Source organism: Flammeovirgaceae bacterium SG7u.111 (genome assembly GCA_034044135.1).
In the GTDB taxonomy this organism is placed as follows: Bacteria; Bacteroidota; Bacteroidia; order Cytophagales; family Flammeovirgaceae.
The window spans coordinates 536838-552909 of record CP139021.1 but is presented as its reverse complement, the minus strand read 5'-3'; the positions used below and the strand labels follow the sequence as shown (position 1 = coordinate 552909).

14 protein-coding genes are annotated in these 16072 nt (G+C 39.8%); 3 read left to right on the top strand and 11 right to left on the bottom strand.

The genetic code is table 11. The annotated features are described in order from the left end of the window. Positions 1-40 precede the first annotated feature (40 nt). From R9C00_02245 to R9C00_02235, 3 genes are all read right to left on the bottom strand, one after another. Positions 41-289 (bottom strand): hypothetical protein, encoded by a 249-nt coding sequence (locus R9C00_02245; GenBank protein ID WPO36263.1) that lies wholly within the window; start codon positions 287-289, stop codon positions 41-43. Further along, a complete protein-coding gene (locus R9C00_02240) occupies positions 274-1488 on the bottom strand; it encodes a M48 family metalloprotease (protein WPO36262.1) in 1215 nt (404 codons plus the stop codon). The genes R9C00_02245 and R9C00_02240 overlap by 16 nt, the downstream gene beginning before the upstream one ends. A gap of 235 nt (positions 1489-1723) precedes the next feature. Further along, on the bottom strand, positions 1724-2773 hold the full coding sequence (locus R9C00_02235) for a hypothetical protein (GenBank protein ID WPO36261.1): 1050 nt from the start codon (positions 2771-2773) through the stop codon (positions 1724-1726). A 366-nt stretch (positions 2774-3139) separates the two neighbouring features. On the opposite strand from R9C00_02235, the gene R9C00_02230 reads away from it, so the two are divergent. The 3 genes from R9C00_02230 to R9C00_02220 all read left to right on the top strand — a co-directional run bounded on the left by R9C00_02230 (position 3140) and on the right by R9C00_02220 (position 5439). Beyond that, positions 3140-4033, top strand: a complete 894-nt coding sequence (locus tag R9C00_02230) for an SMP-30/gluconolactonase/LRE family protein (GenBank protein WPO36260.1) — start codon at positions 3140-3142, stop codon at positions 4031-4033. Positions 4034-4154: 121 nt separating this feature from the next. Next, the gene (locus tag R9C00_02225; protein ID WPO36259.1) at positions 4155-4847 is read left to right on the top strand and encodes a VC0807 family protein; all 693 of its coding nucleotides are present in this window, start codon (positions 4155-4157) and stop codon (positions 4845-4847) included. Then, entirely contained in the window at positions 4834-5439 is a 606-nt protein-coding gene (locus R9C00_02220; GenBank protein WPO36258.1) for a nucleotidyltransferase family protein, read from the top strand. The genes R9C00_02225 and R9C00_02220 overlap by 14 nt, the downstream gene beginning before the upstream one ends. A 30-nt stretch (positions 5440-5469) precedes the next feature. Here the strand turns inward: R9C00_02220 and R9C00_02215 are convergent, their stop codons facing one another. From R9C00_02215 to R9C00_02180, 8 genes are all read right to left on the bottom strand, one after another. After that, positions 5470-6417 carry a hypothetical protein gene (locus R9C00_02215; protein ID WPO36257.1) on the bottom strand — a complete coding sequence of 316 codons (948 nt, stop codon included), beginning with the start codon at positions 6415-6417 and terminating at the stop codon, positions 5470-5472. Positions 6418-6698: 281 nt separating this feature from the next. Continuing rightward, on the bottom strand, positions 6699-8246 hold the full coding sequence (locus tag R9C00_02210; GenBank protein ID WPO36256.1) for a hypothetical protein: 1548 nt from the start codon (positions 8244-8246) through the stop codon (positions 6699-6701). Positions 8247-8349: 103 nt separating this feature from the next. Further along, positions 8350-9021, bottom strand: a complete 672-nt coding sequence (locus tag R9C00_02205; protein ID WPO36255.1) for a potassium channel family protein — start codon at positions 9019-9021, stop codon at positions 8350-8352. A gap of 50 nt (positions 9022-9071) precedes the next feature. After that, positions 9072-10004, bottom strand: coding sequence for a sugar phosphate isomerase/epimerase family protein (locus tag R9C00_02200; protein WPO36254.1), 933 nt, complete (start codon positions 10002-10004; stop codon positions 9072-9074). Positions 10005-10085: 81 nt separating this feature from the next. Next, the gene (locus tag R9C00_02195) at positions 10086-11399 is read right to left on the bottom strand and encodes a Gfo/Idh/MocA family oxidoreductase (GenBank protein ID WPO36253.1); all 1314 of its coding nucleotides are present in this window, start codon (positions 11397-11399) and stop codon (positions 10086-10088) included. A gap of 123 nt (positions 11400-11522) precedes the next feature. Next, a complete protein-coding gene (locus R9C00_02190; protein WPO36252.1) occupies positions 11523-12938 on the bottom strand; it encodes a sigma-54 dependent transcriptional regulator in 1416 nt (471 codons plus the stop codon). Positions 12939-13179: 241 nt separating this feature from the next. Further along, a complete protein-coding gene (locus R9C00_02185) occupies positions 13180-14076 on the bottom strand; it encodes a hypothetical protein (protein ID WPO36251.1) in 897 nt (298 codons plus the stop codon). 653 nt (positions 14077-14729) lie between these two features. Then, positions 14730-15983: an aminotransferase class V-fold PLP-dependent enzyme gene (locus R9C00_02180; GenBank protein ID WPO36250.1), complete on the bottom strand. Its 1254-nt coding sequence runs from the start codon at positions 15981-15983 to the stop codon at positions 14730-14732. Positions 15984-16072: the final 89 nt, after the last annotated feature.

Sequence of the window (16072 nt, the reverse complement as noted above, 5' to 3'; positions counted from 1 at the left end):
AGAATAACACAGTATTACTAATATGACAAGAAATTAGAACTTACCTATACCTCTTATCTTGAATGACCTTTACTTTTTGCCCCCTCGCAAGTAATTGGTCTGCTTTCATACCATTTAAAAAGGCTACTATTTCTGGTGAGGCTACACATGAAGTTCTTTTACATAGTTCTGTGAAAGTTTCGTTTTCTTTTGCTTCCACTATGTGCACAAACTGAACTACAATATCCTTCCTTTCTTCGGGAGAAAGTGGGTGTAAACTCTCAGCCGTTGCCTTTAGCTCTCCTTCCATTTCCTTTGGCGCAATCCCGATGACTTTGAACAAGTTATCGCCCACCTGAAGCCACAAAAATGGATAAATATCACTTCTTCTCCTGATGTATCGTCCACTGAAACCAAATAGCCTTTGTTCCCATTTTTCTCATAAGGGCGGGATTTCACCGACAGATTAGCATATTTTTCCGCTAAAACAGCCTCAAATTCCTTCGCATATTCCTCTGGAGTTTTTGAAGTGTCTATCAAACCTAAAAACACTCCAGCAGTCCCATCTTTGTTCAAGGCACTCACCGTGGTTGGTTGATTGTAGTTATTCCATCCTTTGGGGAAGGTGATGGCAAAACCCATTTCTGGATGCATAAATACATTTTCTTTGAAAATGCCCAATCGAGGACTCTCACCATAAATCAGGCCATCGATAGGTTTAGGAAAATCTAGTGACAAGTTTGGAGTCTCTTCCCAAGTAAGTTTTTCCACTGTTTTATTGATGTTGCTCACTCTTTTGGGCGTGAAAGGATGATCGTCAAAATAACTCTTTTTCTCTTGCTCATTTGTCATGAGCTCTACTGCCGCAGAAATTCTTGTCAAAATAGGCTTGAGTGCATTTGGATCGTAGCCAGCTTTGCTTGCAATAGCAACCCCATGTTCATCCGCTTCGTTTTCATGTTTTCTACTGTAAGAAGCTAAAAACAAACTGTTACCCGCTTTTATAGGTGCACTCAATATATTCCCCAAATCCTGATTGACCACTCCTACCACCCTGCCTGGTAATTCTAGTATTTGAGGAAGTATACTTTTTCTCATCTGCTTTATGGAGTGCCTCCGCAATACATGTACAATCTCATGAGCCATTACGCAAGCGAGCTCATCTTCTGTGGCTACAAGGGACAAAATCCCACGGGTCACATAAACATATCCTCCCGGGAGGGCAAAAGCATTGGGTACTGGGTCGTCCACTATATGAAAATGAAATTCGAACATTGGATCTACAAGAGCAGAAACCAACCGATTGCCCACAGAACTGACGTAAGCCGTCATGATAGAGTCATCTACAATCCCCATCTGTTCCTCTACTATCTTGGCATTTTCTATCCCTAGCTGCTTATCTAACTCTATACTTTGGGCAAAACCTTTAGGTACAAACAAAAAAGAGAATAAAACAAAAACTACCTTAATGCTAAAAGCAATTATTTTTTGAATGCTAGTGTGAAACATATGTATTAGAGTATGTTTAAAATTTAAGTTTTCCGAGTGTCGGCCCAAAACCGAAACGGCTCAGTTTGGGGCTCTCGCAAAGGAAGAAAATTTTGTATCGGACTGGCGTCCCAGTAGTAGCGCTACCGAGTGTCGAGCCAGTGGAAAATTTTATTTTGAACCGGGCAGACGCTTCTGCTACGCCCTATAAAATGTTCATTTCCAGTGAAATAGGTAAAATTTAAACATACTTTAGTTAAAATCCAAACCTATATTGTAACCCTCCTAAAAACTGTGTTCTAGTACCCAAAAATCCAGCTTCAGCTCTTATCATCCAGTGCTTGTTGATTTGCAACTGAGATCCTACCAAAAAATTCCACAAGCTCTTTTGCTTCTTATCGAGTGTGTATTCTACAGTAGAATCTTCTAAGCGGTCAACTGCATTGGAAACACCCGTGAGTAAACCTCCAACCTTTCCTATTGCTTCATTTCCCCTATCATACACTCCTTGATAAATTTTTTGCTCAACAGAAGTCAGCCCAGCCCACCAAGTATCAAGCTTCATTTGGGCCTCTTCTAACCTGATAAAACCATTGTCTAATTTTTCATTAATCCCTTCTGTTTCCAATACATCGCCCAAAGGAAGTTGACCATTTGTATCAGAATTGAGTTTTACCCTAAATCCCCCAACCCAAATAGCCACATTTCTTTCTGGCTTTTTAAGCTTAAACGACTTCCCCATCCGGGGGCCAAATACAAAGGAGAAAGCAGGTTTATCTAACGCATCGATATCGGTCCAGGTAAAGTTCATATCGAGAGCTATCCAGCCATTGCCCACACCCATTGTTGGCGTAAGGCCAAAACCGGCGGAAGTTCCATCAAACTTTGCTTCAGAGGTCAAGTTTATTATTTCTTCAAATCCATCACCAATAGGCGCATATATACTATAGTCAACAAAAGTACTTGAACTGGACTTTGCAAAAATCCCATATACATTCAAGAAAGGAAGTAACCATACATCAGGTCTAAAATTCACAATATTTGACCGAGAAGTTGCTTCATTAAACCTTACAATATCATCAAGAAGATACTTTTGACTTCCATTGAACCCAACATTTAAGTTGTTGATGACAAGTTCTGACTCTTGCCACAAATAATTGACCCCAAGCCCTGCAGAATAAGGCAGCGAAAATCCAGCTTTTGTAGCTTTATCGCCCCAAATTGGAAGCACGTAAGGGTATTCGGTATTTTTCAGGCTATCTATTAACTCGGTATTTTTCTTACCAACTTCTTTGTTCGTAAACACCTGGCAAAATGTATACGAAGTTATAAAACACAAGACAAGAGATAGGCAATATTTCATAGTTTAAGAATTTGAGTGTACACAAATCATTACGACCTATAATTGTTTCTATATTGTTTTGCTCAAATAAACGACAAATTGATGATTAATAAAAGTACATAATAATCATGAGGAAGCACCTACCATTTATCCGTAAAAATGCTCAGTGAAGCAGTACGACTTATTGTACTTTTGAGAGCTGAAACTAGCCCTGCTCTTACAGTTAAGCTACTGAATGATTGTTAAGTTATATGGCAAAATGTATAATATTCTGTAAATCAGGCGTAATAATCATCAAATAAGTTTTAGCAAAAATATAAACCTTATAATTTGAAAACTACCGAAATCTTAAACTCGTACGAAGTTAAACATCGATTTGCCATCCGCTCGGAGCATGGCGAAGGTCCGGTTTGGGACGAAAAAGCAAAAAAGTTTTATTGGGTCGATCTCCTGAGGGGAAAATACTACAAGGCAGATGCCAATACCGGCGTTGTGAAAGGCTACGAAATGGGCCAACCACTGGGCGTGATGGCTCTTTGCAACGAAGGAAGCGTAGTGGCAGCCTTGAAAGATGGATTTGCTTACTACAATGAAAAAGCTGATATCCTCGAGATTATGGAAAACCCTGAAAAGAGCTTGCCTGAAACTCGGTTTAACGATGGAGCGGTAGATCCAAAAGGAAGATTTTTGGCAGGTACTATGAAGCATGATGGCAGCAAACCTATTGGCAGCCTTTATAGCTTTGAAACCGGCAAGAAAGCAAAAAAATTAGAAGAAGATATTTACATTACCAGTGGGATGGACTGGAGCGTAGATGGAAAAACGTTTTTCCTTACCGATACCAACCGTCATGTGATCTGGGCTTATGATTATGACTTGGAAACCGGAAATATTTCCAACCGAAGAGACCATATAGTTTTTGGAAAAGATGAATATCCTGACGGGATGTGCATAGACAGCGAGGGTGGTTTCTGGGTAGCGATGTGGGAAGGAAGCAAATTGTCCCACTTTGATGCTGACGGAAATAAAATAGAGGACATTCCTTTGCCAGTTAAATACCCAACAAGCTGCTGCTTTGGTGGTGACGATATGAAAGAATTGTTTATCACCACTTCGCTGCTAGAACTAGACGACGAAGAAAGAGAAGAAACTAGAACCGCTGGAAAAGTGCTAAGTATCCGCACAAATGTGAAAGGAAAAAAGCAATATAGGTTTAGGAAGTAATGAATTGAACATTATCTTAGGGTCAAATAAACTAGCCCCAGTGTATTTTGCTACGGTAAAATGCACTGGGGCTTATTTTTTCGCAGTATCTTTGACAAAAACAACCTTGTAGACTAGAGTAATGACGCAGAAGAAGAAAGAAAGCCCGCTGATGAACCTCTTGCTGAACATCCTTATCCCAGTGATGATCTTGATGAAGTTCAGCTCCCCTGAAAAACTTGGCCCAGCTGTTGGACTAGTAGTTGCCCTTGCCTTCCCTATTGGCTATGGTATTTACGATTTCATCAAACAGAAAAAATTGAATGTATTTTCGGTAATTGGTCTGATAAGTATTTTACTCACTGGCGTGATTGGTTTGTTCCAACTCGACCCAAGCTGGGTGGCCGTAAAAGAAGCGGCAGTTCCATTGGTGTTGGGCATGGCAGTAATTATCTCCCTCTGGACCCCTTTTCCTTTGGTAAAAAAACTGATTTATAATGACCAGTTGATCAATGTAGAAAAAATAGATCAGATATTAGACGAACGAGATAGCAAACCTGTTTTTGAGAAAAAACTGGTACTTGCCACTTACCTCGTGGCTGCCTCCTTTTTAGTTTCGGCAGTACTTAATTATGTATTGGCCAAGGTTTTGGTAAAAAGCCCTGCTGGCACAGAAGCCTTCAACGAAGAGCTTGGGCAAATGACCTTCTGGAGTTTCCCCGTAATCGCCGTCCCTTCTACTCTTATTATGTTTCTAGCTTTGTGGATGCTGATCAAAAGCATTCAAAAACTCACTTCGCTGGAGCTAAACGATATTCTGAATGTCAAAGAGTAAGCTTTCCATAGTAGTTTTAGCTGCGGGACAATCTTCTCGAATGGGAAAACCAAAGCAGCTCTTGCCCGTCAATGGGCAGCCTATGCTTCGGCGTGTCGCAAAAACAGCTTTGAGCGCTGATAATACAAAAGTAACTGTGGTATTGGGAGCAAATGCCGAAGCTTGTACAGAGGTTTTGGCTAGCCTTCCTGTTCAAATTGTAGTAAACAAAAACTGGGAAAATGGCATGGGCAGTTCCATAAACTCAGGCTTAGCATCTGCCTTGAAGCAGAACCCTGAAACGGATGCCGTTTTGCTCCTGCTCGCAGACCAACCTTTTGTGACTTCGAAGCATATCAATGCTCTTCAAAAGCTTGCCTCAACAAGCAAGAAAAGTATTATCGCTTCTTCTTATTCGGAAATAGTGGGCGTGCCCATCTTACTAAAGAAAAAGTATTTCTCAGATTTGCTAAAGCTTAATGCGAACAAAGGAGCAAAGTTAATTGTAAAAGCAAACCCTGATGATATTCAAAGCATCCCTTTTCCTGAGGCGGCAAAGGATATCGATACCTTAGAAGACTTTCAAAATTACATTGAAAACAAAGCAGGCTGATCTATGGATCAGCCTGCTTTGTTTCACTTTCTAAGACTCCAATTGCTTGATAAGCACTACTAAAATGGTACTCACTACCAAGCCAAGCAATACCTTACCCAAGTCTTTAAGAACCATAATATACATGCCCTTCGATTCTCTATGCGCTAATCTAAAGGTAAGGGCGAACTCCCTACCTGCGAGCAAACCTACAAAAACCCAAGTGGTACTCATCGGGATGTTACTCATCTGCTTGAAAAACAAGAGAATAAAGCCATAGATAAAGTCGACGATGGTAGCCGAACGGATATCAGCCGTATTCGTTTTGGTGGTAATGATTTTTTGGATACTTCCCCCTCTGTTGTAAAATATATAAGCAAGCAACCCTAAAATAGCAGCTAAAGATGCCACTAAGTATTCGACAGGAAGTGGGCGAGGGAGGAATACATAGATATTGGCAAGGTCCTGAATAAGCCATTGACTCCACAAAAAACCCGTGGAAAGCCATTGAAGAACTGTCCAATATTTTTTACCGGTATTCATCTTATTGTCGATGAACCACTTTTCTACAAACCTTGCGATGATAAAGTAGATCACGATAGCCACGGCAAATGCCAGCAAATAGCCAATTACCGACTTTGTAATCATTTTGCCAATTACCGTAGAAGATGAAAATACACTCAGAATAAGGAAGGTGGTACTTACAGGCACTCCAAACCTGGTGATGACCATGAGCACCAAAGGAGGCAATACATACCACCAGTGGAACGGTACGGGCAAATTCACCTTAGAAAGGCGGGCATACGAAACATCCCCATTGTAATTCAACCAGCCATATACCAGCACAACCGTAAGAATACTTCCTGCAAAAAGCCAAAGAACCCACCATTTTTGTTTGCTATTGGAGCTAAGAAAAGTACCAAGGGTTTGGATTACGTCATTACCAACCACGGAGTATGCTGCCAACAGAAACCCGATGGCCATTAAGGTTTGTTCCATTCGAAAATGTTTGTTTTTAACAGATACTCAATAGCTAATTTTGTAAAAAAAATGAACAAAGAATGATTGTTTAACAAAACAGCTCATTTCAGTATTTGGTAAAAGTTGTGATTGCATAATACCTAAAAAGGTTTTCAAAACAATAGCAAAGGGCAGCTATTTGCAACTTTTGGTTTATCTAAAAGGCTACTGGGTGGGAAAAATTAATATTTACGTAATTCATAACACAAAAAGGCGATGGGGTTATCCCATCGTCTTTTGCATTTCATATAAAAGTTATACTATTCTTTTTCCTCAGGGACTGATTTCTTTCCTCCAAAATTCAACGGAATATTCAATCCAAAATAAGGGGTAACATGATCGGTAAGTTGATATGAACCATCTGCTACTTTTGCGAAAGTCCAGTGATAATCAACGCCTACAACTAATACTTTGTACAACCTATAAGCAGCTCTTACTGTCGCCAAAGAGCGATCATCTAGCACAAGTGCATCGTCAAGTGAAGTTAGATTACCTTTGATGTAACTTCCCTTCAAGATCAACTTTTCGAATAAATTTACCACCTCGGCATTTACTCGTACAGTAGCAGGGTTTTCTTCACTAATTTCATCAGGGTAAAGCAAGCTACCACCAATTCTTACCTTGTCAAGTAAATTGAAGGTCATATTTCCATAAATACCTTTCATGCTTTTGGCAAAGCCTAATTGTTGTACCTTGGCATCTTTATTCATTTCATACACCGCATCGAAAAACTGAGGAAGGTAATGATCAGAATACCACAACCTATCTACTCCAATATCCAAACTAAAAATATTGGCAATGAACCTCACCTTAGCATTAACGCCAATACTTAACCCCGTTCCCGACTGGTAACCATCTTCAAGTGGAGTTCCAATAATATCTTCCGAAGGAAGGCTGCCAAAGTAATTTGCCAGAGAGTCTGACTCGTTCTTGAGCAATTTTGAATATTGGATAGAACCCATAGCAGTAATAAAAGGGATTTTCAAGAATGTTACGCCCAAATCTGCACCCCAAGCTTTCATTCCATCTTTAATAAATGCATTGCCATAGGTTACTTGCATGCTATCTACCGTAGAAGAAATTTGAGTATTATCTTTATCGAGCATATAGGTTCCGCCTATCTCTAGCGAGCGAACAACAGGAATTGGCATTTTGGCAAATGGTCTTACATATGGTCTTATCCCCATTAGGTTGAAAGAAGATAAGTTAAGGTCGCTGTACATTCCTTCGATACCGGCTAGCTTTCCTATTTTGATATCGTAGTTCAGACCAATTTTTCTCTTATCGAAACTCACCGAATTTGTATAGTTATTCAGAAGAGAACCATAACCTAGGTAAACTCCCGTAAGGTCACCCGCTCTCAAATAAACCGGATCCCGCCTTTTTACACCGTACCTTGCATAGCGAACCATTCTCAATACACCTGTGCCATCCTTGAATTCATCTGTCCTGAACGAACCATCTTCCATATTGAACTGCACGGGAATATCTAAACCAAACCCTAGCTTGCCAAGGGCTATTTCTGGTTGGAGCCTCAGCCCGAAAAACTTCTGATCGCCCACCTGTGTGATACCAAAGTTAGTACGGAACACATTCATGCTATCCAAAGAGCTGAGTGCATATTCACCCATATCCTCGCCTTCTTCAGGTGCTCTTACCTTTTTTTTGGGCTCGTCATCGAAAAAAGAAGAAGCAAAATCTTCTGACCCTGTCTCGGTTTCTTGCGCAAAACTTGGAATGGAAACTGCCAAAACAAAGGCGGCAACCAACAGTGTTCTATAAAATGACAATTTGTTTTTGTTAGCCATAAACTTAAGTAGTTAATAGTAGTCCGCATTGCGGGCTGATTGATTACTCAAGAGTAACGCTAAAAAACAATGATCATTTTTTACAAGTGTTAACAAAAAGGGTTTATTTCGTTGAATTTTGGTCATTAAGGTACTTGCCTACCAGCATTGCAACCAAAACAGTAAGATACATCTGTCCTGTGACACTAAGCAAGATGGAAAGAGACTGTGCCACTTCCGCAGCGGGAGTTACATCGCCATAGCCTAATGTAGAAAGGGTAACAAAACTGAAGTACAAAAAATCATGAAAGCCAGGCTGATCTGTATAAGGAAAGTCGAGAGAATTTGGAGCTATGGTTGTCAAAACATCAAACAACATCGCCCCTATAAAACCCATAAGCAAATAACCACAAATAGCTCCATAGATGATATTTGCGGTTACATTTTTACTTTTTGCTACAAATTTAATGAGGCGATAATCGGCAATACCAAAAAACAAGATATTACAGCCGTATTGAAGCAGTCCAAAAATACGCATCTGAAGAACATCTTTCAATATGCTAAAAACAATGGTAAGAGCAACTAAAACGATGACAAAACTAAGCATTACCCTCCCATAGCCAATGCTATAAACTCCTAATACAAGCGATAGCATGATCAACGTATTGACTATGGGAAAACTAGTCTGGATTCCATCTAAAAACGGTTCAAACAAGATAATAAAGGCAAGAGCAATGGTAAAAGGCAAAAACTTGTTCTCTCGATTTGAGTGTAATAACTCATTAAATCTTTTCATCTAAAAAATTAATTGGTTCTCCTTTTAAAGAAACTTGAAGATAAGACAGGTTAGCTAAAAATTGTTTTCATGCGCTCCAAAATATCGACCAATCTTTTTTTATCGCCTCCCTTTACCTCGGCAGAAGCCCAACCTTCGGTATAACCTACTTTTTCTAGAGCATCAACCACTACTGCCCAATTGCAATCACCTTCCAAAATTGGCACTCCGAAGCCTTTCCAAATACCCTCTTCTTTTTGAATTTTCCTGCTGTATTCTTTGATATCGAGCTTCATTATCCGACTTCCCAAAGCCTGAATCCAGTGCTCTGGCCAACCATACCTCACTACATTTCCCACATCGAAATACCAGCCCACCATTGGGCTTTCTAGCTCATCCACAAACCTTGCTGCTTCTAGTGGGCTAAGCAAGAAATTGTTCCATACATTTTCTATGGCAATCTTGATCCCTGTTTCTTCAGCGATGGGAATCAGTTTTTTGATTTCTTCCTGAGAGCGATTATAAGCATCCTTGTAGGAAATATTCTCGTTGACCATTCCTGCTACCAACAAGACCGTAGTTCCGCCATAGGCTTTACAGTCGTGCAATGCTGTTATCATCGAATCTACGCATTTTTTTCTTACATCAGCATCAGGGTGAGAAAGCGGTGACTTCCAATGTTCAGAATTCACCACACCGGGTATTTCTAAGCCAGTTGCTGCTTTTGCTTCCAGTATTTCGTTCTTATCCAAGTCATTGGGTGAATCCAACTCTACGCCATCGTAGCCAATTTCTTTCAATAACTTGAACTTGTCCATCACAGAATCGCCTTCTTGCACCATTCCATATTTCAACGATTTCTTTATTTTTAACTTTCCTGCCAAAGGGCTAAACGCAGCCTTGTTTTCTTTAGCACAAACGGTAAGAGCAGTTGGAAAAAAAGGCAATGAAGCTGCTACAACTCCATACCTTAGAAAGGTTTTTCGAGAGATTTGAGGTTTCATTCTATTGGTATAAAGAAATTGAAAGGAAGAAAACCAATTGCCAGCTCTGTTGTTGAAGCTGGTATAAATAGGGGTAACGTTCTAGAAGAATTTGGTGACTCCAGGTACTGCCACTGGCGTAGTTGGCCACTCCAATTCCCAACTGTACTCGTCAATTTTGGGACCTAGCACTTCTGTCGACTTAATCGCGTCCTCCCAAGTGACAGTCTTGCCTGTGTAAGCTGCCATTCTTCCCATAATTCCCAGCATGGTGCTGTTCGCCATCCTCACTCCCTCATTCACCGCATCTCCTTTTCTTATTGAAGCAAAAAGCACATCATGCTCGGTTTGGTACATATTATTGGTTTCTCCTCTATAGTTCCACGTTTCTCCATTTTCAACCCTATGAATTCGTTTAATGCAATCGACAATTGCCCGACCTTTTGTCCCGTTCATATCCACGGCGTAGCTCCTGTCGCAGAACTTTTGCTGGCGGCTCATATGAAATCCTTTTGCACCATTTTCATATTCATAGGTAATTGCAAAATGGTCATAAATATGGCCAAACTTCTCTTCGGTTCGCTGCTGACGCCCTCCTGTTCCCGTACAGCTTACCGGAAGAATCTCGTCGCCCATCGCCCAACTCATCATATCTACGCTATGGATCGCCTGCTCTACTATATGATCTCCCGATAGCCAATTATAATACAACCAGTTACGCATTTTATATTCCATTTCACTCCAACCTTTTTCCATAGGTTTACTCCAAAGCTCACCTGTATTGTAGGTATTGTAAATACTCCTCACTTCACCTATTTCTCCATCAAGTACTCGTTTGAATGCCTCTTGTTTGGGGAAGTCATGCCTCCAACAAAACCCCGAAACGAGAGAAAGCTTTTTATCCTTCGCTTTTTGCACACTTTCCAGCACTTTCCTAAATCCTGGAGCATCTACTGCCATAGGTTTTTCACAGAAAATATGCTTTCTTGCTTCTACGGCAGCAGCCAAATGATCAGGCCTGAAGGCTGGAGGAGTTGCCAAAATGACCATATCAACATCACTTGCTAGTAATTTATTATAGGAATCGAAGCCCAAAAACTGATGGTCTTCATCGACTTTTACTTTCTTATCAAGCTCCTTTTTCAGGTTCTTCAAAGAGCTTTTCAGTTTATCTTCAAATATATCTGCCATGGCTGTGAGCACCACGTTATCATCTGCATTCAATGCTTGGCTTGCAGCTCCTGTACCTCTTCCCCCGCAGCCTATCAAACCTACTTTTATGGTATCGCTATTTCCAGCATACACAGTTTTAGATATAATAATATTGAAAGCCAAGGTTGAGCCCAAAGCTGCTGTACCTGTAGTTTTGATAAATGATCTTCGTGTTGATGTCCCGAGGTTATTTTTCTTTTTCATATTATTTATAAGTTGCGATGTTGGTATTAGGCAAAAAAATAGGAAAAGCCCCTTTCTAAAAAAGAAGCTTTTCCTACTAAATGTACTAAAAAAACTGAATAAGCACTAAGCAAATAGGCTTAGCTAAGCATCTATGCCGTATTGCTTAAGTTTATTGTAAAGAGTTTTTCTATCAATATTCAAAAGTCTAGCAGCTTTCGATTTATTATACTTCACTTGCTCAAGCGTTCGGACAATCGTTTCCCGCTCGTTTCGCTCTATCATCTCTTTCAGGTTCGTACCTGAGTTTGCAGAAGGGACAGCAGTCTCTTGCTCAGGAGCACTTGCAACTGATTCTGCTGGAGGGTTTATGATTTCAGCAGGTAAGCTTTCCAACATCACTAAATCACCTTGAGTGAGCAAAACAGCTCTTCTGATTACATTTTTAAACTCACGAAGGTTTCCAGGCCAGGTATACCCTAAGAACTTTTGCATTACCTCAAAGTCAAAACCTTTCACATCCTTCTCCAACTCCATATTTGAGCGCTCTAAGAAATGCTTGGCAAAAAGCCCTATATCATCCTTTCTTTTCCTCAGTGGCGAAACTATCACCATAAACTCGTTGAGCCTATGATAAAGATCTTCCCTAAAATCCCCTCTTTTTGCAGCTTCAGAAAGATCCTCGTTGGTCGCAGCTATAATCCTTACATCAACTGCGTCATCCTTGTTGCTGCCTATCCGCCTCACCATGCCTTCTTGGATAGCCCTCAGCAATTTCACTTGAATTTCATATGAAAGGTTACCAATTTCATCTAGGAACAAGGTACCGCCATTTGCAGCTTGAAATTGCCCTATTTTATCGTTGATAGCACCTGTAAACGAACCTTTCAAATGACCGAAAAGCTCACTTGCCGCAAGCTCTTCTGAAAGTGCCCCACAGTCAATAGCCACAAATGGCTTATCTGATCGGCGGCTATGCTGGTGGATCATACGAGAAACATACTCTTTTCCCGTCCCACTCTCTCCATGAATAATTACTGAAAGGTTAGTTGGGGCTACCAAATCAATATATTTCTTGATTTCGAGCGCCTCGGAACTGTTTCCTTCAATAAACTGGAATTTAGGAAGAGGGGGTCTTTTACTTGTGTTCGTATCTTTTGCCTTCCCCGCTTTGGCTGGTTCTGCTACTTCTTCAGTTCCAGTTTCCAGCGCCTCCCTTATGGAAATTAAAATTTCATCTGGGTTGATCGGCTTCGTTACATATTCAAAAGCCCCCATTTGCATTGCCTTTACCGCTGTGCGGATATTCGCATAGCTGGTCATCAAGATTACGGGAACTTGCGGTTTCTTTTTCTTTATTTCCTTGAGAAGTTCAAGGCCATTTAAATCGGGAAGCCTAAAATCTATAAGTATGATGTCAAAATCCCCATCTGTAATCAACAATTGCAGGCAACTCTTTGCCGTCAACACTTCCTTGGCATCGTACCCATTTTTCTCAAGAAACTTTTTGAGCATTAGGCAAAACGAAGGATCATCATCTACTATTAATACTTTGGGCATAATTTTCTTCTGATAGTAAGCACACCACTGCTTGTTTTGTAAAAAAATACACCTAAATCATTTTCAACAACTATCTAAAACAGGTGTTGTTTCTTCCACATTGGTAACTTATTAGGCGTAGTTTGGTTGGATTCACTTAATTTAATAAGAGCAAGTTAATTAAAAAACAAAAACAACAGGACAAAAAACACGAGGTCTTTTGTCCTGTTATTAAGTACCCAACAAAAATAGTAAATAAATGTTAAATAGCCCTTATCATTTGAATTGGACCAGCATTTTCAGGTCTTTCCCCAAACCTTAATCTTTTAATACCAGAAGGGTCACATACAATGTAGCTCTCACCTCTAAATTTTACGGCAGTCTGGTAAGGTCTTGGAACGCCTCTTACACCTATCAGCACATGGTTTGGCAAATAAATCACTACCAGTTTGAACACCTCACTATTCTTAAGTGCACTCGCAAAAATCATCGCTTTGGTGTCACAATCTCCCCAGCCTTTGGTCAAGCTTATTGATGGGGGAAATACTCCTTTTATCAACCTTCCATTGTAATTCTCTGGTGGCTCGCGGTAAGGCATGTCTTGGCAAAACTTGAGCAATGTCTCAATTTGATCCAACCTATTCCCACCTATTTCTTTTGCATATTCTTCCGAAAGAGTATAAAGAGGAGAGGCGACTATATTATGAACATCAGCTATTGCCTTATAATTTGGTTCTATTTTACCATCTGCTTCATAAAACAGACCTGTTTTGATAGCCATTTTTCTGTTCACGATATCTTGAGCAGAACCTCCAGCTTGAGCATCGGAAACAGGCACACCAAACGATTCACTCATTTCATCTACAAACTCTTTCCTAAGACTCCAGTCCCAAGTCACTAGGTTATCTTTATGGTCTTTGAATACATATTTGTATTCATATTCTCCGTCTTTTACTTTGATTTCTTGCTCTGTATAAGATCGAGTTTGGCTATTACCATATTTAGGAGTGCTTACATACGTAGCAATCTCACTGTTCAATTGAGAAATGGTATAAAAGCTCATCACCAAAAGAAGCGCAGGAGCAATAAGCAAGATCACCTTATTGATCCCCATCTTGTTGGCTTTTTCTCCTGTGATATTTAATTCTTTCTGATCCATGTCCATTAGTTTATTTTTGATCTCTATACCTTTTGTCAAAATAGCTCGATGTAATTTTTGAGCCCGTTTCGAATAAAAACAGTTCAAATTCCTTGCAAGAAGAAAAATAACTGGTGGATATTCATTTAATAAGTGTAAATGCAAGTGATGTACCGAAAAACGGCTTTTAGGCATTCAAATTCGATAGAAGACCTAAAACAACCCGATTAAAGTTGTTTTATTTTCGGTAAGTAGGATAAACAATGGATTGGTTTGGTAGGTAATTGTACTGTTATAACGCTCAAAACGGGATTTTATTCATATTTCTGGGACTGATCTATATTAATTGCATTTTACCAAATAGGGAATCCAATTGGGGAATTGGGAAAAGAAATACAAGACTTTCAGCTTTTTTTGAATAATGCATACTTCAACTATTTCTAATCCTTGTCAGAATTTTAGAAAAAAAACATTTTTTTTAAGCTCTTTTGCCCTAATCATCAAGCCTTTTTAGTCAAATGGCAGGTGGTAATTCAACTTTACCTAGTTGTATTAGCTAAATACTCGGACGAACACTGATACATTTTCTAATTGATCAACTACTCAAATACAAAAGCTCCATAACTAGATGGAGCTTTTGGTTTAATAAGTTATACAGATATTTTGAAAATCAATTATCCTTTTTCAATCTGAACTAGCGCTTCCACTACCCTATCTATGTCGGATTTGGTGTTGTAGATATTTGGAGATAAACGCAAGCCTCCAGTAGGTGCACAGGCAATACCAAAATCCTGATAAAGTTTGGCAAATACCTCTCTAGGTTCTTTGCCAAGAATTTTTAAGATAGTCACCCCTCCACTCAACTCTGAAGAAATAGGTGTTACAAATTCAATATTCTTCAGTTTTTGGACTAGTTTTCCCTTTAAATAGCTATTAAGTTCGCGTACCCGTTCCTCTACCTGTACTTTGCCTATGGACAAATGAAAATCCAAAATATCGCTTATGGCAGAAGCTGTGGTCTCGTTCCGCTGCCCAAGCTTACAAAATTTCTCATCAACGGTATTACTGTCAGGTTTCCAGCCAGCAGTGATGATACTAGGCCACACCTTATCAATCATTTCGGTTTTCATGTAAATAATGCCATTTTCCAATGGACCCATCAGCCATTTGTGGGTACTTCCCGTATAAAAATCACAGGCTAAATCTTTTACATCAATAGCCAACATACCAAACGACTGTGCACCATCTACCAAACTTAGCACTTCTTTTTCCCTTGCAAGGACACAAAGTTCCTTAGCTGGCAGTGCAATGCCCGACACATTTGATATATGTGAAAATGTAAGCACTCGTGTATTCTTATTGATCGCCTCGGCAAAAGGTTTAATCAGTTCTTCTTTCGATGATGGGTTGGAGGGTAACTTGACCCAAACTATTTTAAAACCAAACCTTTTCGCCTGTTCTTCCCAAGAAGTACCATTGGAAGGGTGGTTTTGTTCCCATAGCACCACCTCATCTCCTTTTCCCAAGTCCAAACCATGCACTACGATATTATTAGCCTCAGATGTATTTCTTGTGATGCCAACTTCAGGTTGAGTACAATTGAGATAGCTAGCCAACTTGGTCAAGGCTATTTCTCTCTCTTCACTAAAAACAGACCTGTTCTGGAATGAAACATTACTTTGTAATTTTTGCAGTAACGCCGTAGCCTTTTCACTTACAAAATAGGGGCTGGGGCATAAATTAGCTGCATTTACTACCGTCAGATTTTCATCTGTGGTAAATTGCTTTTTCACCATTTCCCAGTACTTTTCTTCGTTTGGGACAAAAGCAGATAATGCAGATTTAAACTCGGGTAAGCTAGTTGATTTTGAAGGAATTGAAGCTGCTGCTAATGTAGGCAAAGCAAGTGCGCTTGTTGTTCCTATCATAGCTTGTTTCAGAAATCTTCTCCGATTGCGAATTAAAGCTGGTTCTTTCATTGATTTTTTGTTAGAGGTAAATAGTAGTAATTGTAGCT